The organism is Arenibacter lacus, from assembly GCF_008711145.1.
GTDB classification, from domain to species: domain Bacteria; phylum Bacteroidota; class Bacteroidia; order Flavobacteriales; family Flavobacteriaceae; genus Arenibacter; species Arenibacter amylolyticus.
In genome coordinates, this window is the sequence record NZ_VVIN01000006.1 from 1 (window position 1) to 25589 (window position 25589).

Here is a 25589-nt window from a genome sequence, read left to right on the forward strand (position 1 = left end):
CAACAAATACCGTAGAGGGTAGTCTTCTCCTTATTAGGTAAGGGTTTCAAAAAAGTCCTCATAACTTTGGTTTTCCGCAATATTCAATTTTTTCCGTAGACGATGTCGCGCAACCTTTACAGAACTCAATGAAATTCCAAAGAGGGTGGCTATATGTTGCGAAGTAAAGTTGAGCTTGATTAAAGCGCATAATCTAATTTCCCGATCGCTAAGTTGAGGGCAATAATCTTTTAGGCTATTGATAAAGGTGGTGTGGATCTGATTGAAAAGGTGATAGAAATTATCCCAATCCTCATCTAGTATTAAGCTGTCGTCAATAAGATGTACTATTTTTTTTAGATTACCTTTTTTGGGGGTACTTGCTTTGGTCTCATGGATCAAACTATCCTTTATTTGGGTCAAGAGGTTGTTTTTGTGAACGGTTCGTAAAGTGTAATTAGTGAGTTCCTCCGTTTTAAAATTAAGTTCTTCCCTCAGTTTTTGCTGATTTAGCTTCTGATTTTCTTTTTCTACGTTTAAGAGAGCAATTTCACTCTGATACGCTTTCTCTTGCTGCGCCTTTACCTCTTTGGTTTTGGATGCAACCAACAATTCCAATTGTTTCTGCTGTTTTTTAATGGACGATATCCGCCACCTTATAAATAACAGTATAAGAAGGATGCCAATTAGTACAATCAATGCCCTTACCCAGGCTTTTTGCCAGAAGGAGGGGAGTACAGTTATGGAAATAGAAGCCAAAGACCTTTCTTCGTTAGAAATGGCATCTGCACATTTAACCATTAGAGAGTACTTGCCTGGATCTAAATTGGAAAAAGTTAGTACTTGTTGGTTCCCAATGGTTTGCCATTCGTTATTTAATCCTACTAGCTTATAGGCATAATTATTGTCCTGTGGACTCCAATAATCCGAGCTGGAAAATCGGATGGATAAAAGCTTGTCTTGGGGGGAGAGCGTAATATGCTTGCTTGCATTGGATGCCAAATTGATTTCCTCTGTTCCGTTTTCCCCAACTACGGTTGCTGTGGTAAAAAACACTTTTTTAGGTTCGTCTGAATTGTTTTCCTTAAATTCAGATGCATTTAAATAGGTGAGCCCTAGTCTGCCTCCCATTAGTATTTGGTTGTCCTTGCTGATAATGGCACTTCCACCGCTATAAGCCTGGATTCCGTGACGAAGGCCAAAATTTGCTATGGTACCATCCGGAGAAATTTTGCTGAGCCCTAAGTTGGTGCTACACCATATGTTTTTGTCCTTATCTAAAAATATTCCCCCAATGATGCTGGCTTCCAATCCATCTTTCTTACCAATCCTAGTAAACGTATCCTTGGTTCTATGATACCTATTTAATCCATGGCCATAAGTGCCAATAAGTACTGAAAGATCATCGTCTTCCGTGATAGATCTAATTCGATTGCCACTAAGAGAGTTGGGATTGTTTTTATCTGAAATATAGGAGAGTACTTTATTTTGCTTAAAAACGTTCAGCCCTAAATTGGTGCCTACCCACATATCGCCCTTTATATCTTCGTATAAACTGGTAATAAAGTTAGAGTTGAGATTAGGGGTATTGTCTAAATTAAAGTGATTCACAATCTTTAAATCGGAATTATATACCCGAATGCCATTATTGGTTCCTACCCAGACATTTCCTTCGGAATCTTGCTCCATAGCAAAAATAGCAATGCTGTTAAATCGATCCTCAGCCTCTAAAAACCTATTGTTGTAGGGGTCATAAATATTTAATCCACCATTGTAAGTCCCAATCCAAATCCTATCTCGGTTGTCTTGAAGCAAGGACACAATATTATTTCCGTTAAGGTCGTTGTCCTTTGAAGGATCGTCCTTAAATACAGTGACTTTTCCACTACTTGGATTGTATCTTCGCAATCCATTTCTACCGGCCGTAATCCATATATCTCCATTGGAAGCCTCTAATATTTGCGAGCTCTGCTCATCTATCTGGTCAAAAGCTAAATCCGAAGCGGGAATATGACTTATGGTGGCATAATATTTAAAATAGCTGGCACCACCATGCACCGTACCCACCCAAATTACGTTGTCTTCTCCCTGATGGATGCTCAAGATAGAATTGTCCGCAATAGGGTAATTGGTATATGAGTTTTGTTTAAAAGTAATGAATCTGTTGTTCTTGGATTCATAGAGAATTAGTCCGCCTCCATCTGTTCCTATCCAAATATTGTTATCCCTATCTGCCATAACATCCAGAACAATATTATTGGATATGCGCTTGTCTAATTCCTCTACTTGGGTAGCGTAATGTTGGGTTGTTTGGATTTTAGGGTGGTAGCTAAACAAGCCATTGCTGTTGGTTCCAATCCATAAGAGGCCATATGGGTCCATGGATAGGGAGTTGATATGGGCCTCGTTTCCTCGAAAGTTAGTCTGGGTAAATTTGGAGTCCAAATACTTATAAAGCTTACCGTTACTTGTGCCTATCCATATAACACCATTATTATCCTGTAAAAGGTCCGTTGCACTACCTGCATTCTCTTCACCATCTTCCACAGGCATTTTTATGATTTCATCGGCCTTGTCCTCATAAGGAAATAGGGAAACAATTTCATTATTGGTGGTGGTGCACCACAGGGCTCCGGATTGCAGTACCAGTACATTGGGAATGTATCCCTGCAAGCTGCTGTCAATGGAGGGATGTGAGGAGATATAGCGTTCAAATTGATCGCTTTTTATATTAAAATAATATAACCCTTCCGTAGTTGTTGCCCAAAGTCTACCGCTATGATCCTGTACTAAGGAGTTTACTTGGTTGTTCTCATTGGGGAGGAAATAGGTCTTTATGTTTTGTCCGTCGTATTTGTCTATTCCTAATTTGGTTCCCAACCATATAAAACCATCACTATCCTGTAGAATGGTGCTCACGTTATTGTCCGATAACCCATCCTGAAAGGATAGATTTTGGAATGGGAGTATTCTTTCTTGAGTGTATGCAAGTACATGGAGTATTAATAAAACAATCGTAGATGTTAACTTAAATTTATTCATATGTTAACTTAATATTATGAGGAACAAATAAAGGGAAATATCCTCAATCATCCTAATTAACATGATGGTTTCAAAGATTTTCACCAAATAAATAAAGAGTGCATGTAACCTGTTTGTAACCCCATGTAACCTAAATTTATACCCTTAAAACTTTAAGATACATTTAACGTTGGCTAATTTGGCAATCAGAAATATGACTTTTTAGCTCCTGCTTAAGAAGTTTTATTTGTTTAACTAATTAATTAACCTAAACAATTCAAATGAAGAAAATCTTATTTTATTGCTGTTTATTATTGGTGCAAGCGCACCTATTTGCACAGCAGCCAACGATTACCGTAAGAGGTACGGTGTCTGACGCGGAAACCGGGGATCCCGTTCCAGGGGCCAGTGTAGTAGAAAAAGGGACTACCAGAGGAGTGGTGAGCGACTTTGATGGTGACTTTGAGATTAAAGTGGATAGGAATGCAACCCTTGTGGTGAGCTATTTGGGCTATGCAACAGGAAATATAGCCGTAAATGGAAGAACTCAAATAAATATTTCCTTAGAGCCACAGGCAGAAGAGCTAGGAGAAGTGGTACTAGTTGGGTATGGAACGCAGAAAAAGGAGAACTTAACAGGATCTGTAAGTACTGTATCAGGTGAGCAACTAGAAAGTAGACCTGTAAACAACGTTATGCAGGGACTGCAAGGTGCTGCTCCAGGGCTTTCCCTAACTGTAGGTAACTCTGGAGGTGAGCCAGGTGCTAATATGAATATTAGTATTCGTGGAGTTGGAAACTTACAAGGAACCGGTTCTCCTCTAGTTATTGTAGATGATATCCCTTTGGATAACCCTAATGACCTTAACAATATCAACCCTAATGATATAGATAATATATCCGTTCTTAAAGATGCTGCCTCTTCCGCTATTTATGGTTCTAGGGCTGCATTCGGGGTGATTATTGTAAAAACCAAGAGTGGTGAGGCATTGGATGGTAATACGTTTACCTATTCCAATAACTTTATCTTTTCTTCCCCTCTAAATACGCCGGATATGATGAACTCCTTGGAGTTTGCCAATTATTTTAATTTGGCTGCCACCAATGGTGGAAGCGGGGTGGTTTTTTCCGACGAGGTAATGGACCGTATCAAAGCCTATTTGGCAGATCCGGTAAATACTCCTGTAACCGTTCCCAATTCAGATGGAACTCGTTGGCAACAGTACACGGGATCTAATGCCAATACCAACTGGTTTAAGGAAATGTATAAGAGTGTTGTTCACCGTCAGCAACACAACCTTAGTTTTTCTGGAAAACAGAAAAACGTTAACTATAACGTATCTGGATCTATCTTGGATGCACCTGGAATTATGAATTACGGGGACGATTCTTACCAACGTTACACTTTTAACTCTAAAGTATCCAGTAAGGTGAATGATTGGTTGAGCTTTGCTGCTAATCTAAGGTTAGCGCGTGCAGAGACCGATAGACCGAGTTATGACCGTGGGTTGTACCTACATAACATTGCCAGAAGATGGCCAGTTAATGGTGTGGTTATGCCCAATGGTGACTATAGTGATGGTTCCGAAATTCCTTTTCTATTGGATGGTGGCCGATACACCGGTATCGATCAAAGTTTAGATGGATCTATCAACTTGGTTATTGAGCCTATTAAGGATTTGAAAATTAAGCCAAGCTTGCTGTATAGAACTAAGCATTTTAATAATAGTAATCACTTTGCCAGGGTATCTGTTATTGAACCCGATGGTAGAGAGCGTTTTGTAAGAAATAACAATAGTTTTTCTAGATACGCTAGCGAGAACACCTACTTGTCTCCAAACTTGGTAGTATCTTATGACAAATCTGTTAATGAAGCGCATAACTTCTCCGGATTAGTTGGATATCAGCAAGAGGATACACAGTATTCTAGCATTTACAGTGCTAAAAACGATTTAATTACAGATGGGGTGCCATCTATCTCTACTGCTGTAGGTGAAGACCATGTGAACGACTCTGCAGGTTCTTTTGCAACCCAAGGATACTTTGGTAGGTTTGCCTATAACTACAAGGAAAAATACCTTTTTGAAGTTAATGGACGTTATGATGCTTCTTCCCGTTTTGCACCAGCAAACAGGTGGGATTTCTTCCCCTCCGTTTCTGCAGGTTATAACATTGCGAAGGAGGACTTCTGGGGAATAGATCAGATTGGAATGTTTAAATTGAGATATTCCACTGGTAGTATCGGAAATCAAAACGTATCTAACTACCTATACATTGGCCGTATGCCAGTAAGAACTAACCTATGGTGGTTGGGTAACAATGGAAGACCAAACTATACCCTAACTCCTGGAATTATTAGTCCAGATATTACTTGGGAAACCGTTACTACGGATAACTACGGAATAGATATTGCGGCTTTCACGAACCGTTTACAGTTGTCTTTTGAGTACTTTATAAGAACTACAGAAGATATGTTTGGTCCGGCCGAGCGTCTTCCTGCTGTTTTAGGTACCTCTGCGCCACAATCCAATAACGCTAACTTGGAAACTAAAGGTTTCGATTTTAATGTTTCTTGGAGGGATATGATTGGTGAGGTTAATTATAATTTAGGATTAGTACTTTCTGATGCGGTAACTACTGTAACTGAGTACTCTAACCCTAACAACTTATTGAATACCTATAGAACTGGTCAAAAACTAGGGGAAATATGGGGTTTTGAGACGGTAGGCCTATACCAAAGTCAAGAAGAAATTGACAACGGACCAGATCAGACCCCGATTTATGGAGGTGTTTGGTATCCTGGTGATGTTCATTACAAGGATCTAAACGGGGATGGCAGAATAGATTATGGGGATTCTACTACCGATAATCCTGGAGACCGCAAGGTAATTGGAAACTCTACCCCTAGATATAGTTTTGGTTTTAACGCTGGCTTGGATTATAAAGGGTTCGATTTTTCCATGCTATGGCAAGGTGTTGCTAAAAGGGATTTATGGACGGGTGGACCGTATACCTTTGGTGCCGTGGATAACCTATGGCAATCTGCAGGGATGAAAGAGCATCTAAACTATTGGTCCGAAGAGAATCCTGATGGATTTTTCCCAAGACCAACCTTTAGGTCTACTTGGAGAAACCAGCAAACACAGACTAGGTATCTGCAGAATGCAGCTTACTTCCGATTAAAGAATATTAGTCTTGGATATAACTTCCAGTCCAATATTCTTGAAAATCTTGGGTTGAAAAAGCTAAGAATTTTCATGACCGGAGAGAATTTAATCACCCTTTCTGAAATTTCTGGAATATTTGATCCAGAGGCTACCGGTGGATACTGGGGGAATGGAAAAATCTATCCTTTACAGAAATCATACTCAGTGGGTCTGAACGTACAATTTTAAATTATACAAAACATATGAAAAACATAAGACACATTACATTTTTGCTGCTAGCAGTCTTTGCCGTATCCTGTAGCGATGACTTGTTGGATAAGCTTCCGGAAGACGAGATTTCTCCGGAGCAATATTGGAAAACACCCAATGACTTGGCGTTGTTCCTAAATCAGTTCTATACTACCTTTCCAGTGCATAGCGGCTGGAACGGAGGAATCTTCGAATTTGATAATAATAGTGACAACCTAGCCGATATTAATATTAATACCAGATTTGTTGGAAGTAATAATACAGCACCTACTTCCGATGGTACTTGGAATAGTAATTACAGTAGAATTAGAAGTGTAAATTACTATTTAGAAAACAGTGCCACCGCAGAAGGTCCACAAGACCTAATTGAGGCCTATAATGGGGAAGCTTACTTCTTTAGAGCGATGTTCTACTTTGAATTATTGCAGAAATTTGGAGGGGTTCCCTACATAGACAAGGTGCTCAATACCGATTCTCCGGAATTGATGTCGCCTAGAATACCTAGAAATGAATTGGCCACAAAAATTGTTGAAGATCTGGATAAGGCAATTGCCAACCTAAAGCCCAAATCATCTACGGAAGCGTTTAGGGTACATAGGGGAATGGCGTTGGCATTAAAATCCAATGTTGCGCTTTACGAAGGTACTTGGGAAAAGTACCATCAGGGGACTCCTTTTGCAGCACCGACCAATGAAAGTGCCAAGTTTCTACAATGGGCCGCAGATGCTGCCGAAACTTTGATCAATGAAGGGAATTACACGCTTTATAACAACGGAGAGGAAAACACCTATTGGAGTCTTTTCAATAAAGTTGATTATTCTGGAGTTTCTGAAGTGATGTTCTGGAAAAAATACGATACTTCCGAAGGTGTAGACCATAGAGTTGGTCACTATATTCCACAAAACGGAGCGGGTACCGGAGTAACAAAATCTTTGGTGGATTCTTACTTAAGTGTGGACGGACAGCCCATAGCAATTAGTCCGCTCTACAGCTCTAGTCAGGAAAGTAGTCTAAGCACTATTGTTGAGAATAGAGACCCTAGGTTGGCACAGACCATCGCAACGCCTGGAGATCTAATCACAGAAAGAGCTGGAAATCCTGATATTTTCTTCGAATATCCTACTTTTAGGGATAACAATGAAGTGGTTTCCACTACCGGATACCAAATCTATAAAGGTGGAAGCACCGATGAGGGACAAAGAACAGAAAGTACTATTGGAGCTATTATCTACCGTTATGCGGAAGTGCTTTTAAATTTTGCTGAAGCTAAAGCGGAATTGGGAACATTAACACAAGGTGATTTGGATAAATCCATCAACTTGTTGCGTGCCCGTGTGGGTATGCCACCGCTAACGCTAACTCCAGTTGCAGATCCTAATAAAGCATTCCCAGAGGTAAGTGACCTTATTAATGAAATTAGAAGAGAGCGTAGAGTAGAGTTGGCTTTGGAAGGTAAGCGTTTTGACGACCTTATGCGTTGGAAAGCAGATCACCTAATCATTGGTCAAAGACATCAAGGATTTAAAATTATCGGTAGTGATATGGAAGATGAATTTGCCGATCTAATTGGAAGTTCTATCCTCGTAAATGAGGAAGGTTATATTGATCCTTATATCAATGCCATTCCTAGTGGATTTGGATTTAACCCTAACAGGGATTATTTATCAGCTATTCCAACAGAGCAAATTGTTCTGACCGATGGTGCTGTTACACAAAATCCTGGCTGGGAATAGCGATTAGTATCGACTATACCCATAGTTTGATGCTAATTCCAGCTAGTTTTATTAGTTGTTAATTAGTTAATCCCGCTCGACGAATTTTGTTGGGCGGGATTTATTTTAGATTCTTATTTACGAGTATAAAAAAGGATCAACTTTAATCCTTTTTTAATAAAATAGAAACTTATTATTCCCTACATCGTTAAAAACTCTGCTGGGTTTAAGATTCTTTTGGGAACATGCTTTTTCAAGATTATTTTTAATGAAGGATTTTTCTTTAATTTAATTAGCTATGAAATATTTATACATCCTTGGTTTTTTGTTGGTTTTAACCTCCTGTGCCCAAAAAGAACAGGCGAAAGAAAAGCAACCGAATATTATTTTTATAATGTCCGATGATCATGCGTATCAGGCCATTAGCGCCTATAGTGATAAGCTGATCCAAACCCCTAATATAGATCGTATTGCCAATGAAGGGATGCTCTTCACCAATGCTACGGTCACTAATTCTATATGTGCTCCCTCTAGAGCAGTAATCCTTACTGGAAAGCACAGTCACCTCAATGGAAAGATAGATAACCTCAGTAAGTTTGATACTACCAATGTTACCTTTCCACAGATTCTACAAAAGGCCGGCTATCAAACAGCCATGTTTGGTAAGCTTCACTTTGGCAATAACCCCAAAGGTTTTGATGAGTTTAAAATACTTCCTGGACAAGGTAGCTATTACAATCCTAGGTTTATTACACAAAAGGGCGATACCATTATCAATGGGTATGTAACCGATATTACTACAGATCTCGCTTTGGATTGGATGGAAAACCGCAGGATTCCAGAAAAACCATTCTTACTAATGTACTTGCACAAGGCACCGCATAGGGCTTGGTATCCAGACGAAAAGCATTATAAGGAATTTACCCAAAAAACATTCCCCTTGCCAGAAACGCTGTTTGACGATTATGAGGGGAGGGTGGCAGCACAAACCGCCGAGATGAATATTTTAAACCATATGCATCTTTCTTATGATAATAAGATAGCAGAGGATGTTTTAGACCGACTGGATATTAAGTCTGGCTTGAATAGGAACGAGGTATACCGAATGACACCAGAGCAGCGTAGTAGCTGGGACAGCGTGTATGGACCTATAAACGAGGATTTTGAGAAAAGGTATCCTGAAATGGACAATAAGGAGTTGATGGAATGGAAGTACCAGCGCTACCTTCAGGATTATTTGGGAACCATAGCCTCCGTAGATGATAATGTAGGCCGATTAATGACCTATTTGGATGATAATGATCTATCCGATAATACCGTAATTATTTATACCTCGGACCAAGGGTTCTACCTAGGAGAGCATGGTTGGTTCGACAAGCGTTTTATGTACGACGAGTCCTTTAAAACACCCTTGTTAATAAAATGGCCTAATAAAATTACCCCTGGAACTACCGAGGATGAAATGGTGCAGAACCTAGATTTTGCCCAGACATTTTTGGAAATGGCTGGCGTACATGCACCCGAAGATATGCAAGGGGAGAGTTTAGTGCCATTATTGACCGGAAAAAAGGAAAAGTGGGACAGGGATGCTGTTTACTACCACTATTACGAATACCCTGCAGAACATGCGGTGAAAAGACACTACGGTATTGCTACCAAGGAATACAAGATTATTCATTTCTACCACGATGTGGATGTTTGGGAACTTTATGACCGACTCAATGATCCTCAAGAAATGAACAATGTGTATAACGATCCTAAGTATGCAGAGGTGGTAGCAGAAATGAAACAAAAGTTGACAGAAGTCCGTGAGAAATATAAGGACTCTGAAACCTTGGACAATCACTATATCCAATTGTACAAGGATAAAACGCATAGGAATTTAGAAGATTAAATTTGAGGCGGATAGGCAAGCTAGCTTAAAGCTTTGGTTACCAAAAAAAATGGCCCTATGAACATCACCTGTCACAGGGCCATTTCTTTTACACATATGTTGTTCTGCATTACTATTAGCCCCAGCTAAAATGTGTCTCGGTGAATGGAACTCTAAGGGCATTTTATTGGCTTAATCCCCTAGGTATAGGTAGTCTTGATTATGTCCTGTGGTTATAAATAGGAAGTATTAGCTTGTTTCAAGCTTTTTTCTTTGCCCACTAAATCGCAACACTAGATAACCCACAATACCGGAAACTCCGGAACCAACCATGATACCTACTTTTGCGGAGTCTACTATAACGGGGTTGTCTGCAAATGCCAGATTCGCGATAAAAATAGACATGGTAAATCCAACTCCAGCCAAGATGGCAACTCCCATAATTCGTTTAAAGGAAATATTGTCTGGTAAAATGGCCAGCTTCAATTTTACTCCTATCCAGGAGAATAAGGTAACTCCCAACAATTTGCCTACAAACAAGGCAATGGCTATATGGAACAATAAGGCGGTATCCATTTCCATACCGGTACCTACGGCTACCCCAGCGTTTGCCAATGCAAAGACAGGCATAATAAAATAGGCTACCCATCCATGCAGCTTGTGCTCCGAACGTTGTAAGGGCGATTTAAATTTGTTACCTAAGGCCTCCAGTTCGTCCATTTTAACAATTTGCTCACTGGATAGTACAGGAAGGTAGTCTCGTTCTGTTTTGGCAAATCCCTTGGAGATATCCGAAAGCTGTTCCATAAAGGAATCCATATCAATCTTTTGTCTTAACGGTACGGTGAAAGCCAGTAATACCCCAGCAATGGTGGGGTGGATGCCCGACTTAAAGAATAGGATCCAAATCACTATCCCTAAGACAATCATAACGTTTTTGGAGTATAGATTGCGGTAAGAGAGATAAAAAAGTAAGCCTAAGAGTAGAAAGGCATAAAAAAGTAGCATCCAATCTATCCCTGAGCTGTAGAACAGGGCGATGACGATTACGGCGCCTAAATCGTCTACAATTGCAAAGGCCGTTAAAAATATTTTTAAACTTAAGGGAACCCTGTTGCCCAAAACCTTTAAAATAGCAAGTGAAAAAGCGATATCAGTGGCCATGGGAATTCCCCATCCCGCCTGTGTTTCCGGAGAGTCGTTCAAGAGAAGGAACAAGCTCATGGGAATTAGCATTCCGCCAAGGGCCGCAAACATGGGGAGGGCCGCTTTGCGCAAGCTGTTCAGTTCTCCGATCAAAAGTTCCCGTTTAATTTCCAACCCAATTAAAAAGAAAAAGAAGACCATTAGGGCATCATTCACCCAATAGTGCAAAGGCAAAGTAAATTCGAAGGTTTCCGAACTTATACCCAAATGATAATGCCATAAAGCTTGATAGGAATCGGCATAACTGGAGTTTGCCCATATCATGGCTATAATGGTGGCAGTAAACAAAAGGATGCCACTAAAGCTTTCTATTTTAGAGAAATTCAGTAAAGGAATGAGTATTCTTCGCTTTATCATGGTTGGAGTTTAGTGCATTCATACGTAGTTACTCTCAAAAATAGTAATATTCTTTAGAATTTAATTAGGCTTGAGTATTTATTTTTATCTTTTAATAACCATCCTATACTGCTGTATTTACAAGGGGACTCTTGCTAAATTCAAGGAAATCAAATCCCTAATCGCCACCTCGATTTTGCTAAAAAGTTGTCATTCATTAACATATTGGGATATCCATTCTCCATACATAGTAGCGAGTTCTTTCACCTTCTCTTGGTTTTCCAATGCATTATTGTAAATTTCCGTTGGGTCATGGGCCATATTATATAATTCCCAAGGGGCGTTTTTTTGATGGCGGACTATTTTCCATTGGTCCAAGCGCATGGCCTCACTTTCCCTCCACTGCCAGAATAGGGGACCAGTACGGGTTAGCTTGGGATTATTAAAGACCGGCAATAAACTTTTGCCCCGTAGGGGTGTTATTCGCTGTCCATTATAATTCTGAGGATAGTGGGCCCCGGAGACCTCTAGAAAGGTAGCCATAAAATCTATAAAATGTCCTGGATAGTCCGTAAAGGTGTTGGGTTTTATTTTTTTAGGCCAGTAGGCAATTAGAGGGCTGTTTATGCCCCCTTCGTTATTGTAGTTTTTGTAGTGCCTAAAAGGGGTGTTGGCTACATTGGCCCAGTCGCCCCGTAGGGAGGTCCACCTGGCCATAGAGCCAAGTGCCGCAGTATCATCGTCATCCTTTAGGTTTACCACCTCTGCCGAAGCGCCATTGTCCGACACAAATAGAATTAAGGTGTTGTCTAAGGCATTTAATTGTTCTAGCTTATTTAAAAGTTTCCCTATGTTTTGATCTATCCTATCTATCATGGCCGCATATACTTCCATAACGGAAGCCTCATACGCCTGTTCCTCGGGAGACAGGTTTTCCCATTTTTGATGGGTAGGAGCAGAGAGGGTTACTTGCTCACCCAATAGTCCAAGTTGTTTTTGGTTTTCAAATCTTCTTTGTCTAACCTGTTCATAGCCCAGATCGTATTTCCCCTTGTATTTTGCTATGTCCTCTGGCCAAGCCATTAGTGGGTCGTGTGGCGCGGTATAGGAGAGGTAGAGAAAGAAGGGTTCGTCTTTTTTGCGAGGACTGTTCAAAAATTCCAGGGCATAGTTGGTAAAGTAATCGGTGGAATAGAAATCGCGTTCCTTAGGTGTATAGGGTCTTAATACGGTGCTATCTATGCCCCATTGCCGATCATTTCTTTTTTGAGCCGGTTTTGGTTCCCCTTCTCTCTGCTTCCCTGGATTAAAATGATTGAAAGCTCCGTCTATTAATCCGTAAAACCGTTGAAACCCCCTGTCATAAGGATTTTCCATTCCATGGTGTTTGCCAGAGAAATAAGTGGCATAGCCTGCCTCCTGCAAAACCTCTCCCAAAGTTACCGCGTTGCGGATGGGGTTGGTATGGGTTTTATCATAGCCGCAATCCTGTGCGTATACACCGGTAAGCATTGCGGCCCTAGAGGGGAAACATTTCCCTGCATTGTAAAAACTCCTGAATCGCATTCCACCTTGGGCAAGTTGGTCTAAATTTGGAGTATTTATTTCTCCGCCGTAAGACCCTAGGTCGGACCACCCCATGTCATCCACCGAAATTAATATGATGTTGGGTTGCGCATGTTCTACGGGCTCTGAACAGCTTAAAAGAATCAGTAAAAGGGGTAAAAGGTAAAAAATGGAGGTGTCATGGGAAAAGAGCTTCCCTGAAGTATAAGAAGGTGAATGCTTGGTCATTGAATTACTTATAAGATACTATTTGGATAAAGATAGAAAATCCCAAAGAACAGTAGCTGTAGATTTTTAAGTAGGTGCCTTATAGCGTCCACGGGAAGAATTCAATGACGGATTGAGTCTTCCCCTAAATTAAAGAGAGGATCACCGCTTAGAGACATAGGACTTGAGTCCCTAAATCTTGCCCGGTTTTCCAGCTCCTATTCCCATATACATTTTAAGCACGATGATCACAAGTAGAAGTAGTAAGGAGGTGGTCCATCCACCGGTAAAGTCGTACAGGCTGCCAAAAACAATGGGGCCGGTAGCTGCAATCACGTATCCAATGGATTGCGCCATACCAGACAATTCCGTGGCGGTATCGGAATCTTTGGATCTTAAAACTATAAAAAGAAGGGCCAAGCCAAAAGTGCCCCCTAGAACAAACCCAATCAAGGATACCCATAGGGCAATAAAGCCCAGTGTAGGTAGCAATAATCCCAACACCCCAATAATTTCCACTAGCATTAAAACAATTACAATATGGCGTTGGTCTTTTCGTTTACCGGCCCACAAGGGAATAATTATAGAGCCAATAATTCCCGTTGCCTGGGAAAGAGAGAGCATCCATCCGGCATAATCGGCATCGTACCCTCTACTTTGTACCATGGCTGGGAGCCATGCTAGAATTACATAAAAAGTGAGGGATTGCAAGCCCATAAAAAAAGCGATTTTCCAGGCTTTTGGGGCTTTTCCCAGCGCCTTCATAGCGGCTCTATAACTTCGTTTTTGGTCCGAGATTCCTATCCTCGAAAGTTGGGGAATCCATAATAGGAAACCAATTACAGCCAAGATGGCCCATACAGCTAAGGAACCTCTCCAACCTAAATTTGTGCCGTCTGCCAAAGGAACGCTTACCCCGGCGGCTAAGGAGGCTCCAATGGCCATAACGCTAGAGTAAAGGCTGGTAACAAAACCAGATCTGGTAGAGAAATTCCGCTTTGTGAGACTAGGCAGTAGTACATTTCCAAAAGCGATGGCAATTCCAAACAGTAGCGTCCCTAAATAAAGGGGTAAAATTCCTGGTATAGACCTAATTCCTATGCCAATGGCCAATAGGAACAAGGCTCCAAACAAGGTGCCAGCAATGCCAAAACGCCTTGTAAACAATGGGGTGAGGGAAGAGACTACCCCAAAGGCAATTAAAGGCAGGGTGGTTAACAAACCCAACATAGAACTGGAAAGACCGGTAGCAGTCCGTATGTGGCTTACCAACGGCCCAACACTGGCAAGGGCAGGCCGTAGGTTAATAGCAATAAAAAGGATGCCAATAATCAATAAAATATCATTACGGCTAAACGATTTTTCCTTTTTTGTGGGCTTGGTTACTGGCATGGAGTTATTAATAATTTAAAGCTATGCGAAACGTAAAAATAAGCAAACATAAGGAGGATATCTTCCTGCAGCTGTATTATTTGGCCCACCAGAGTTCAACGAATTTGGAAGTTTTCCTAATTGGGATATTTAACCAATGAATCTCTTAATTGCTCCAGGTGAATCATCAGGTATTTTACAGATTAAGTTTTATACCACTTTAGATTAACGTACTTTTATAAGAAATAGCAGCTTCCAATGTCCATAGAGAACATACCTGAGATATATATTGGCGAATCTAACACCACTACAGACCTTTTTGTGCACGAGTTTAAGATGACCAGTGATGTGGTAAAGAGCAAGGTCAATTTAAGTATGAATATGTTCAGTTTCCTACAAGTGGGGAAAAAGCAGGTGCACTTTGCGGATACAGCAGTTGCCGTTAATCAACAGCAGTCGTTACTACTTAAAAAAGGAAATTGGCTATGGACCGAATTGTTAGATATGGAAGCCATTTATTATTGCAAACTTTTCTTTTTTTTCGAAACTAAACTACGTCAATTCTTAAGTAAATACACCAATGATGTAGAACCCTATCAGGAAAAGGTGCCTTATTTTGTGATTGAAAATGATGCGTACATCGCCTCTTACCTAAAAACCTTGGCCGTGATTTGTAAAACTTCGCACAGATCAGGGGATACCTTATTAAATCTGAAATTTGAAGAAATTATGCTGTATCTACTCAATAAATACGGGGATAAGTTTGAGTATTACCTGCACTCATTGATCAGCAAGGAAGTGTCCTCCTTTAAAAAGGTAGTGGAGAGTAATGTGTATTCAAATTTAAAATTGGAAGAAATCGCCTTTTTATGCAATATGAGTCTTTCTACCTTTAAACGCCACTTTAAGATGGAATATGAGGTAGCGCCAGGAAAGTGGCTTCAGGATAAACGACTGCAAAAAGCGAAGGACCTGCTGCAGGAGGGGGAGTTATCCCCTTCAGATATTTATATGGAAATAGGGTATAATAACCTATCTAATTTCAGTACAGCCTTTAAAAACAAGTTTGGAATTAGTCCAACGGAAATACCCAATTAGATACTATCGTTCCACCAAACATCCGTTTTACCTAAATTACTTGGCAAAATAGCTAGTGGTAGTTACGACCATCCCAAGGGTGTCTCAATAATATTTTCTAAATAAAGCTTATAATTCGTAGATGACCCTAAAAAAGGAACTAAACTTTTCCTCACTTTTGGTAATGGGAAATCCGGTAACGATCCCTAAGGCCAAGTCCTCATTAATCTGCAGTTTTGCTTGGGGACGCATGGTCATTTCCAACTCACCATGAATCCATTCTTTATTGAATTCTATCCCTAGGAAATGGGAAGTATTTGGAATTTCATAATGAAATGAGGTATTTAGCTGCCAATCCACATGGGTAACATCGGTACCTAATTCATGTTTAAAAAGGGGACCGGTAAAAATTAATGCATGTAGCTGTTGGCCTAATCCTTTGGCTGCAATGAAAAAAGGACTGTATACTATCTCCTTAACAAACAGGCTGCTGTCATAACTGCTAAAATCTGTAAGCTCAAATATTTGTGCATATCCGAGAGCCAAGGTGGTCTTATGTTTGGGCGATACGTAAAAGGAGTATTGTGCCGAAAGTTTTAGGGCTTCCATCTTGTTTTTTGGAATATTCTTATTATCGCCATATCCATCAAAAAAAGAAAAACCCACTTCAAATTCGAGGCCTAATCGGTGAATGGGCGCAAATTCATACTCGGCTAAAACGTCAAACTGACTAAAGGTACTTGTGTTGGCAAAATCGGCCCCCAAATTAAGCTCCTTTTCTCCTTTCCTAGCTCCAAGATCACGAACCAAATCTATAAAAAGTGGCTCTATATGGTGTACTTTTACGGGGAGCTCTGGCTCAGTCTCTGTTTGCGCAATCCCATTTAGGCTTAGAAATAGTAAACCAACGAGTAGCATCCCATATTTAATATAAGCTACTTTCATCATAGATGTCTAATTTTTGGTTATGTAGTTAAAGTGCTATATATCGTGTTTGGGAGAGGATATGTGATATATTCCTTAAAGATAGTGATTTTTCACCATTGGAAATAGTTAAAAATTGCGTTTTTAACAAGCCGGGTATTTCTATAGTCTTACTATATGTATTGTCTTAAACTTCCTTATAAAACAATCCTTCTTCCATGATTTATCCCTGAAAACTACCCCTATTAGTCCAAAAGAAATCTCGCTGGACAAATGCATATTCACGAGAATATTTGTTTGTCTAATTAAAAATCTATAAACTGTGGTTGGCTGTTTATGTAGTAGGTATGGCCTAGGTAATTACATTTCACAATAAAAATAATAAAATGAGCAGGGGTTTTGTTAAAGAAGAAGATCAGGAAGAAATTCCAATAGTGCCTCCAAGGGCGCATTTACCTGAAGGGACTACCAACTATGTAACTCAGGTGGGTATGAATGCATTGTTGGAAGAAAAGGAAGTACTTATGGGAGAATTGGGAATGGTAGAAAGTGAAAATGAAAACGAGCGTAGGATTGCCGTAAACCATATCAATGCAAAACTTCAGTTGTTGAACAATAGAATTGCAACCGCTAAAATAATCCCTTTAGAAGATCAGCCCAAGGAAGAGGTTAGGTTTGGCGCAACTGTGAGTTTAAAGATAAAGGCGACTAACAAAACTCAAAGGTTCCAAATAGTGGGCGTGGATGAAGCAGACATAACAAAGGGTAAGATTGCATTTATCGCTCCTTTGGCTAGGACCTTAATCCAGAAAAAGGTAGGGGAGAAGGCCATTTTAAAGTTAGCAAAGGAAGAACGGGTTTTTGAAATATTGGAAATTAGTTACGTTTAATATCCCCAGAGGAAACCTATTGGCTAATTGGACTGGAAACATAAAGATAAAGATACTGGGGGATGATGCCTTATCACTGCAATTCTTTTCTTGACTACTTTTAATCCTGAGAAATTTTTAAGGTGGCACAGATCTTTGGCTATACTTTCCTCATTAAAAAGGGGATTCCAAAGGATTAATTGTCGGTATTCTTACAATTTTCAATAACTTGAGGCATATAATTATTACTTTCGGGCAGAATTTTAAAAAACCACAATTAGTTTGAATCTTTCAGAGGAGAAAAAACAGCTTATAGAAGAAATAGGTATTGGATTTAGTGAACGCATGGGGGTTTCCCCGCTGGCGGCAAGGATCTACGGTCTGTTAACATTATCATCCTATGACGGACTCTCCTTCGAAGAGATTAGAGATGCTTTGGGAGCAAGTAAGAGTTCTACCTCCATTAATCTTAATGTACTTACCCAATTAAAATATGTAGAGTACTTTACCAAGCCAGGGAATAGAAAACGGTTTTTTAAAATAGCTAGGTACTTTCAAAAAAACTATTTACAGCAATACGCACAGACATTGAATAGGGAAGTAGAACTTATCTCTAAAATTAACGATTATAATCTATCGCATTATCCCGAGAAATTTGTGAACGAAAAATCTATGGGCACCATTATGCAAGAGTATACAAAGGCCCAACAAGAGCTCGTGGAACTTACGTTAAAGAAAATGACCCACTTCCTAGACGGTCAAGAACAATAACCCCTATATTTATTAGCTACCAATCACTTACCTCTGGGCAAGCCCATTGAGCATGGGACGAAAACTACTTTGAATAGTTAACGCCATCCTGAGTGGAACGGGGAGCATTCAACCTGCACTTAGTGAATAAAATTTAACAAAACATTATTTCGATTAGTTCTTAATGAAGCGAACTAAAGTGTAAGTTTGTGGAGAATTTAATTCAAAAACACAACTACTGAAGTCATGAAAATAAAAATGATAGCTGTTTTAAGCATTGTCCTTAGTACCATAAGCTGTAATACCCAGAAAAATATTGCTGGTGAATCGGCTCCAAACAATGAAAGTAAAATGGAAGTACAGTCAGAAATAACTAATACAGAATGGATCCTTACAGAACTAGAAGGGGAAAAAGTGGCTCTAGACCAAGCACATGATAGAAATGTCCGATTCACACTAAACGGTGAGGATAATACTTTTAGCGGATATTTTGGATGTAATTCAGGTTTTGGGAGTTTTACTCTAGCAGAGGGAAATAGGATTCGCTTTAGTGAAATGGGGGTAACTCGTATGGCTTGTCCAGATCAGACTATAGATGAGTCACAGGTATTGGAAGTATTTAAACTTGCCGATAACTATACCTTTGATGGTACCACGCTTAGGTTAAATGTGGGAAGAAGGGCACCCTTGGCAGTTTTTAAAAAAGCAGCGGTGCAAAAAGATCTTATCACAGAAAAATATTGGAAATTGAAAACCTTGGAAGGTAAGGAAGTGAAGATGGCCGATAATCAAGAACGTGAGATTTATTTTATTCTTAAGGCAAATGAAAACAGGGTTACTGGTTTTGCAGGTTGTAATACTTTTCAAGGGGGATATACCCTCGAAGAAGGGAATCGCATTAGATTTTCCCAAGTATTAGCTACTCTTAAGGCTTGTCCCGATGTTCCGTTTAACGAATCAGAATTTCTAAAGGTGTTGGAGTTAGCGGATAACTATACCATAAACGGTGATACCTTGATGCTTAATGTGGGAAGAAGGGCTCCTTTGGCAGTTTTTGAGGCGGTTTATTTTGATTAAGCTTGGTTTATCAACCTGCAATTAATCAGGAGTTTAACTTACTTGATTCTAATTAAAATATAAATATTTTTAAAAAGCAATTGCATGGAGCAATTGCTTTTTAACTTTGCGGATTATGGGAAAATTAATCGATAACAAATGGTTTCTCCTCATCGTAATAGCACTGACCTGGGGGAGTTCTTTTATCTTAATTAAAAAGTCGCTCTTAGTATTTTCACCCTATGAGATTGGTGCCATTCGTGTAGGTGTCTCGGGCCTTATTATGGCTTACTTGGGGATTCCAGCATTGAGAAAAATGTCTAAAAAAGTGCTGTTTTGGGTGATTGTGACCGGTTTTTTCGGAAATTTCTTGCCAATGTTCCTTTTTCCCTTGGCGCAAACAAAGGTGAGTAGTTCCTTGGCAGGAATACTGGATTCACTAGTCCCAGTGTTTGTTTTGGTTTTCGGATTTATATTCTTTGGGATCCGCAGCAGGTATATCCAATTTGTGGGTGCAATAATTGGCTTTTTAGGAGCGGCCAGCCTAATGTACTTCTCGGAAACAAGTACGGAAGACTCCCAATTATTTTATGCTTTTCTAGTGGTTTTGGCTACGGCTAGTTATGCTGTGAGTGCCCTAATTATAAAAGAAAAATTACAGAATCTTCCCCCTCTGCAGCTATCTAGTGCTGTTTTTACGGTATGGATGCTTCCTTCTTTTCTCATCCTAATCTTATCCGGTATTTTCCAAAACTTTCAAGCTACCCCAGAAGCCTATGAAGCTGTGGGATACTTGGCAATTTTAACTATTATGGGTACCGCCATTGCTATGGTGCTATACTATAGGCTTATACAGAATACCTCTCCGGTATTTGCCAGTACCGTAACTTATTTACTTCCCTTAGTAGCCGTTATATGGGGACTTTTAGATGGTGAAAAGTTTACCGTATGGTATATGTTAGGCGGATTGTTGATTCTTGTCGGAATCTATCTGATTGGTAAAAGTAAACAATCAGCTGGTTCTACTGTATAGTAATTAAGCCCTTTTGATTTCCCTTTTAGAAATTCTGCAACTATGTACTGTTGTGTAATGAGTTGATTGTTAATAGATAAGGGTCGAATTATTCCTTCCGTTAAATTTAACAAAACATTAAATTTTATTGGTTCGTAAGTTTACGAACTAATCGTAATTTTGTCCGATAATTATAATGAGATGAAAGAGGTAATTCCAAAAAAGGACGTACTGATAGAAGAAATAGGACTTAATTTAGAGGAAAGGGCTGGTTTGGCACCTTTAGCTGCGCGCATATATGCCACAACCTTACTTTCCTTCGGTAATGGATTAACATTTGATGAGATTATAGCGCTTACTGCAGCTTGTAAAAGTTCTGTTTCTAGTAATATTAATGTCCTGTTGCAATTGGGGTATTTGGATTATTACACCAAAATAGGGGACAGGAAGCGTTATTTTAAAACTACAAATAATTATGTGGGCAGTGCAATAAAGCAATACGAAAGTATGCTTCTTAAGGAGTTGGATATTGTACGTAAAATTAAAGACTTCTACCAACATAACAATTCAGAAAAATTTAATGACACCCTATTCGTGGGTGGTTTATTTCAGGAATACTTGGAAGAACAATTAAATTCCACTCGACTCAAAATAAACGAAATAGAGCAATTCCAAAATCAACAATAATCACTTCAAATCACACAAAATTGATAGTCCAAACTAATTCGGACTACCATCTTAGTTTAAACAAAGAATCAATTATTCAACAAATGAAATGAGCATGTCCGAAATCTGGTCGCCAGCCCGAAAGATTCATTCTGGCGGTCAAATGCGAATGAAGATATGCGAATCGCACCCGCCAGAACGACCTAGTCGGGCTGGTATGACCGTTATAAATCAATAAATATCTACAAATGAAAACAACTTTTAAATCTGCCATTCCCATTTTAATATTAACTTTCTTAGCTTCTTGCGGAAGCGATAAATCGGGACAACCCGGAACAGCGGCCATGGCTGCACTTCCCTTTCCTGTTATGGAGGTTCCTATCAAAACCGTTACTTCTTACACCAATTATCCTACTAAAATAGAGGGTATTGTCAATAGTGAAGTCCGCGCCAAGATATCCGGATATATTACTGAGGTACTGGTAGATGAAGGCGAAAAAGTTAAGAAGGGCCAGCCTCTTTTTAGATTGGAAACCCAATCCATGACTCAGGATGCTGCAGCGGCAAAAGCAAACGTTGTTGCTGCTGAGGTAGAAGTAAATAAATTGAAGCCATTGGTGGCTAAAAATATTATTAGTCAGGTGCAATTGGAAACCGCGAAAGCTAAATTACAGCAAGCCAAAAGTGCGTATAATAGTATTGAAGCCAATATTGGCTATGCTACCATAGTAAGTCCGGTAGACGGTTATGTGGGGTCTATACGCTTTCGTACGGGAGCTTTGGTAAGTCCTACCAATCAAATTCCCTTAACTACCGTTTCCAACATTAGTAAAGTCTACGCGTATTTTTCCATGAATGAGAAGGCATATTTAGACTTTTTACAAAATGCTGCTGGGACTACCAAGGAAGAGAAGATTGCAAACCTTCCAGAAGTAACTCTCTTACTGGCCAACGGAAGGGAGTTTAATCAAAAAGGGAAGATCGAAACTATTAATTCCCAAATAAACCCCAATACGGGAACTGTTAGCTTTAGGGCACTTTTTAATAATGATGCCGCATTGTTAACCAATGGTAATAGCGGTACCATTCAAATTCCCACTGTTTTTGAGAACACCTTGGTGGTTCCACAAGAGGCTACTTTTGAACAACAGGAGAAGACTTTTGTTTATACCGTTTCAGAAGATAATACGGTTAGCGCCAAAGCCATTGCGGTAAAAGGTAATGCTGGACCTATGTACATCTTAGAATCGGGCCTCGTAGAAGGGGAGACCATTGTTGCCAAAGGGGTGGGTAAATTAAGAAACGGAAGCCCCATAACGCCACAGAAAGTAGACTTTGACCAGGTGGCACAGTTAAGAAAAACGGAGTTTAGAAATTAAAATTCATAAGACAGAGAAAGCATGATCAAGACTTTTATCACCCGTCCTGTACTATCTACGGTAATTTCCGTAATCATAGTAATTTTGGGATTGCTGGGATTAAGTTCCCTTTCCGTAACCCAATATCCGGATATTGCCCCACCTACCATTCAGGTTACAGCAAGCTATCCTGGAGCCTCTGCGGCTACCATATTGGAAAGTGTAATAATTCCCATAGAAGAACAGATTAATGGGGTAGAGGGGATGACCTATCTCACCTCTACGGCCACCAATAACGGAACCGCGGCCATCACCGTATATTTTAAACAGGATGTAGATCCAGATATTGCGGCGGTAAACGTGCAAAACCGTGTTGCCCGGGCAAATCCCTTGCTGCCCCAAGCGGTAAGGCAGACGGGGGTGCTTACCCAAAAGCAACAGACCAGCGCCCTAATGTTCATTAGTTTTTATACCGATTCTGAAGAGTACAACGATGTTTTCTTGCAGAATTACCTAAAGATTAATGTAGTACCAGCCTTTCAACGGGTAGATGGAGTAGGGGATGTAAACGTATTTGGAAGTAAGGATTACGCGATGAGAGTGTGGTTGCAGCCCAACAAAATGGCGGCTTATGGATTATCGCCTTCCGATATTAATCAGGCTATAAACGAACAGAGTCAGGAAGCGGCAGCAGGAACCATTGGTGAAAATCATGGAGAGGCATTCTCCTATGTAATTACCTATGACGGTCGCTATAGAACCGAAGCGGAATATGGAAATATTGTGATCAAGGCCCTAGGGGATGGACAGTACCTCCGATTAAAGGATGTGGCAACCATTGAGTTGGATGCGCAATCGTACTCCAGTAGCGCCAAAACCGACGGAAATCCTAGTGTGGCTATGGCCATTTATCAAACTCCTGGTTCCGATGCCCAAAAGATCATTGAGGAGATTAAAACAGAACTCAAGACATTGGAAAAAGGATTCCCCGATGGCATCAGCTATGTAATTCCTTATGATACCAACGAGTTTTTAAATGCTTCCGTCAACAAAGTGATAAAAACTTTTATAGAAGCCTTTTTACTAGTTTTTGTGGTGGTCTTTATTTTCTTGCAGGATTTTAGATCCACCTTAATTCCGGCTATTGCCGTACCAGTATCCATTATAGGTACCTTCTTTTTCTTAAATCTTTTTGGTTATTCTATTAACCTGTTAACGCTGTTTGCACTGTTACTAGCCATCGGTATTGTGGTAGATGATGCCATTGTAGTGGTAGAAGCAGTCCACGCCAAAATAGACGAGGGTGCCAAGGATATGGAAAAAGCCACCATAGAGGCTATGGGCGAAATAACCGGAGCTATTATATCTATCACCCTAGTCATGGCTGCAGTTTTTGTACCTGTAACTTTTATCACAGGGCCTACCGGGGTATTCTATGAGCAGTTTGGGATTACGCTAATCGTGGCCATCTTAATTTCTGCGGTTAATGCCCTTACTTTAAGTCCGGCATTATGTGCGCTATTATTAAAGCCCCACACAGAGGAAGAAAAGAAAAAAACATTCCTACAGCGGTTTTTCCATGCCTTTAACCTAGGCTTTGATGCTACTGTAAAACGCTATGGGAAATCGCTCGGATTTTTATACCGTCATAAATGGATCACGGGAGCTATTCTTATAGTTTCTGTTGCGGGGATCGTATGGGCTTCTAACACCACGCCATCTGGATTTGTACCGGATGAGGATAGAGGGTTGGTGTTTGTGAACATAGAATTGCCACCAGGGGCCTCCATAGATAGAACGGCCGAAGTAAACCGTGAAATATATGGTAAAATAAAAGATTTACCTGGAGTAAATAGTGTTACCCTCATTAACGGAATTAGTTTAATTAACGGAGCAGGTAATAACTATGGCTTAGGGTTTATTAAATTGGACGATTGGAAGGACAGACCTACTGATGACCTGTCTACCAAGGCCATTACCGGAAAGCTGTTTGGTATCGCCGCCACTGTTTCCGATGCTAAAATAATATTCTTCTCACCCCCAAGTATTCCTGGTTTTGGAAATTCTTCGGGAGTGGAAGTGAATCTACTGGACCTATCTGGTGGGGATTTTAGTGAGTTAGATCAAGTGAATAAAGAATTTATAGGGAAGTTGATGCAAAGGCCCGAACTTATGTATGCCCAGTCGTCCTTCAGTACGCAATATCCTCAGTATAAATTGGATATCAACGTGCCCTTGGCAAAGGATTATGGGGTCAATATAAACAGCATTTTCAATACCCTTCAGGGGTATATAGGAAGTATTTATGCGGCAGACTTCTCCCGTTTCGGGAAACAGTACAGGGTTTATATTCAATCCCTGCCCGAGAGTAGGGCCCAAAAGCAAGATCTAAACAGTCTTTATGTGAAAACTAAAAGCGGGGAAATGGCGCCCATTACACAGTTTGTAAGTGTAGAGCGGGTGTATGGTCCACAGTCGGTAACACGTTTTAACCTCTTTAACTCAACGAAGGTAACTGCAGCGGTAAATCCTGGGTTTAGCACAGGAGATGCAATTACTGCGGTAGAAGAGGTAGCAGCGGAGCTTCCAGCAAATTTCAGTACGGCCTATTCCGGACTTACTAGAGAAGAGATCAATGCAGGTAACCAAACCACTATTATATTAATTTTGGTAATCGTTTTTGTTTACTTCTTGTTAAGTGCCCAATACGAGAGTTATCTATTGCCCTTTGCCGTGTTGTTTTCCTTACCATTGGGAATTTTCGGGGCCTTTATATCCACCAAATTCGCAGGGCTGGAAAATAATATCTACTTCCAGATTGCCTTAATTATGTTAATCGGGTTGCTGGCAAAGAATGCTATCTTAATTGTGGAGTTCGCTATTCAAAGAAGAAGAAGGGGAGAAACCATCGTAAATTCTGCCATAGATGCTGCTAAAGCAAGGTTACGACCAATTTTAATGACTTCCTTCGCCTTTATCTTTGGACTGCTGCCGTTGGTATTGGCCTCAGGTGTGGGGGCCGAGGGTAACCGAGCCATAGGAACTGGAGCGGTTGGAGGATTGTTGATAGGTACTGTGTTGGGAGTTTTTGTGATTCCTATTCTATTTATCCTATTCCAGTGGTTACAGGAAAAAGTAGGCAGAAAGTCAAAAAATGAAGTTTTGGAAATTACAGAAGAAGTTTAAACAT

Annotated in this window: 16 protein-coding genes; 11 read left to right on the top strand and 5 right to left on the bottom strand. The window is 40.1% G+C overall.

Going from position 1 to position 25589, the window contains the following annotated elements:
* Positions 1-33: 33 nt before the first annotated feature.
* On the bottom strand, positions 34-3021 hold the full coding sequence (locus tag F1E73_RS03695; protein WP_150451120.1) for a ligand-binding sensor domain-containing protein: 2988 nt from the start codon (positions 3019-3021) through the stop codon (positions 34-36).
* A 260-nt stretch (positions 3022-3281) separates the two neighbouring features.
* On the opposite strand from F1E73_RS03695, the gene F1E73_RS03700 reads away from it, so the two are divergent.
* From F1E73_RS03700 to F1E73_RS03710, 3 genes are all read left to right on the top strand, one after another.
* Complete coding sequence (locus tag F1E73_RS03700; RefSeq protein ID WP_150451121.1) at positions 3282-6395, top strand: SusC/RagA family TonB-linked outer membrane protein; 3114 nt, start codon at positions 3282-3284, stop codon at positions 6393-6395.
* A gap of 14 nt (positions 6396-6409) precedes the next feature.
* Positions 6410-8149 (top strand): RagB/SusD family nutrient uptake outer membrane protein, encoded by a 1740-nt coding sequence (locus tag F1E73_RS03705; protein WP_150451122.1) that lies wholly within the window; start codon positions 6410-6412, stop codon positions 8147-8149.
* A gap of 277 nt (positions 8150-8426) precedes the next feature.
* Entirely contained in the window at positions 8427-10022 is a 1596-nt protein-coding gene (locus F1E73_RS03710) for a sulfatase family protein (RefSeq protein ID WP_150451123.1), read from the top strand.
* Positions 10023-10250: 228 nt separating this feature from the next.
* Here F1E73_RS03710 and nhaA read toward each other — a convergent pair whose 3' ends face one another.
* The 3 genes from nhaA to F1E73_RS03725 all read right to left on the bottom strand — a co-directional run bounded on the left by nhaA (position 10251) and on the right by F1E73_RS03725 (position 14708).
* Positions 10251-11564 carry a Na+/H+ antiporter NhaA gene (nhaA, locus tag F1E73_RS03715; RefSeq protein WP_086476943.1) on the bottom strand — a complete coding sequence of 438 codons (1314 nt, stop codon included), beginning with the start codon at positions 11562-11564 and terminating at the stop codon, positions 10251-10253.
* A 189-nt stretch (positions 11565-11753) separates the two neighbouring features.
* Positions 11754-13337 (bottom strand): arylsulfatase, encoded by a 1584-nt coding sequence (locus F1E73_RS03720; protein ID WP_150451124.1) that lies wholly within the window; start codon positions 13335-13337, stop codon positions 11754-11756.
* Positions 13338-13508: 171 nt separating this feature from the next.
* Entirely contained in the window at positions 13509-14708 is a 1200-nt protein-coding gene (locus F1E73_RS03725; RefSeq protein ID WP_150451125.1) for a CynX/NimT family MFS transporter, read from the bottom strand.
* 237 nt (positions 14709-14945) lie between these two features.
* Here F1E73_RS03725 and F1E73_RS03730 point away from each other — a divergent pair, with 237 nt between their 5' ends.
* On the top strand, positions 14946-15785 hold the full coding sequence (locus F1E73_RS03730; protein WP_150451126.1) for a helix-turn-helix domain-containing protein: 840 nt from the start codon (positions 14946-14948) through the stop codon (positions 15783-15785).
* Positions 15786-15893: 108 nt separating this feature from the next.
* On the opposite strand, the gene F1E73_RS03735 is transcribed toward F1E73_RS03730, so the two are convergent.
* Positions 15894-16712: an HAEPLYID family protein gene (locus F1E73_RS03735; RefSeq protein ID WP_140157739.1), complete on the bottom strand. Its 819-nt coding sequence runs from the start codon at positions 16710-16712 to the stop codon at positions 15894-15896.
* 362 nt (positions 16713-17074) lie between these two features.
* Here F1E73_RS03735 and F1E73_RS03740 point away from each other — a divergent pair, with 362 nt between their 5' ends.
* From F1E73_RS03740 to F1E73_RS03770, 7 genes are all read left to right on the top strand, one after another.
* A complete protein-coding gene (locus F1E73_RS03740) occupies positions 17075-17578 on the top strand; it encodes a GreA/GreB family elongation factor (protein WP_150451127.1) in 504 nt (167 codons plus the stop codon).
* Positions 17579-17839: 261 nt separating this feature from the next.
* Positions 17840-18328, top strand: coding sequence for a GbsR/MarR family transcriptional regulator (locus F1E73_RS03745; RefSeq protein ID WP_150451128.1), 489 nt, complete (start codon positions 17840-17842; stop codon positions 18326-18328).
* A gap of 225 nt (positions 18329-18553) precedes the next feature.
* Positions 18554-19384 (top strand): META domain-containing protein, encoded by an 831-nt coding sequence (locus tag F1E73_RS03750; RefSeq protein WP_086476936.1) that lies wholly within the window; start codon positions 18554-18556, stop codon positions 19382-19384.
* Between the two features lie 115 nt (positions 19385-19499).
* On the top strand, positions 19500-20396 hold the full coding sequence (locus F1E73_RS03755) for a DMT family transporter (RefSeq protein ID WP_086476935.1): 897 nt from the start codon (positions 19500-19502) through the stop codon (positions 20394-20396).
* 180 nt (positions 20397-20576) lie between these two features.
* Positions 20577-21062, top strand: coding sequence for a GbsR/MarR family transcriptional regulator (locus F1E73_RS03760; RefSeq protein WP_086476934.1), 486 nt, complete (start codon positions 20577-20579; stop codon positions 21060-21062).
* Between the two features lie 227 nt (positions 21063-21289).
* The gene (locus F1E73_RS03765; protein ID WP_086476933.1) at positions 21290-22420 is read left to right on the top strand and encodes an efflux RND transporter periplasmic adaptor subunit; all 1131 of its coding nucleotides are present in this window, start codon (positions 21290-21292) and stop codon (positions 22418-22420) included.
* Between the two features lie 21 nt (positions 22421-22441).
* Positions 22442-25585 carry an efflux RND transporter permease subunit gene (locus F1E73_RS03770; RefSeq protein WP_086476932.1) on the top strand — a complete coding sequence of 1048 codons (3144 nt, stop codon included), beginning with the start codon at positions 22442-22444 and terminating at the stop codon, positions 25583-25585.
* Positions 25586-25589: the final 4 nt, after the last annotated feature.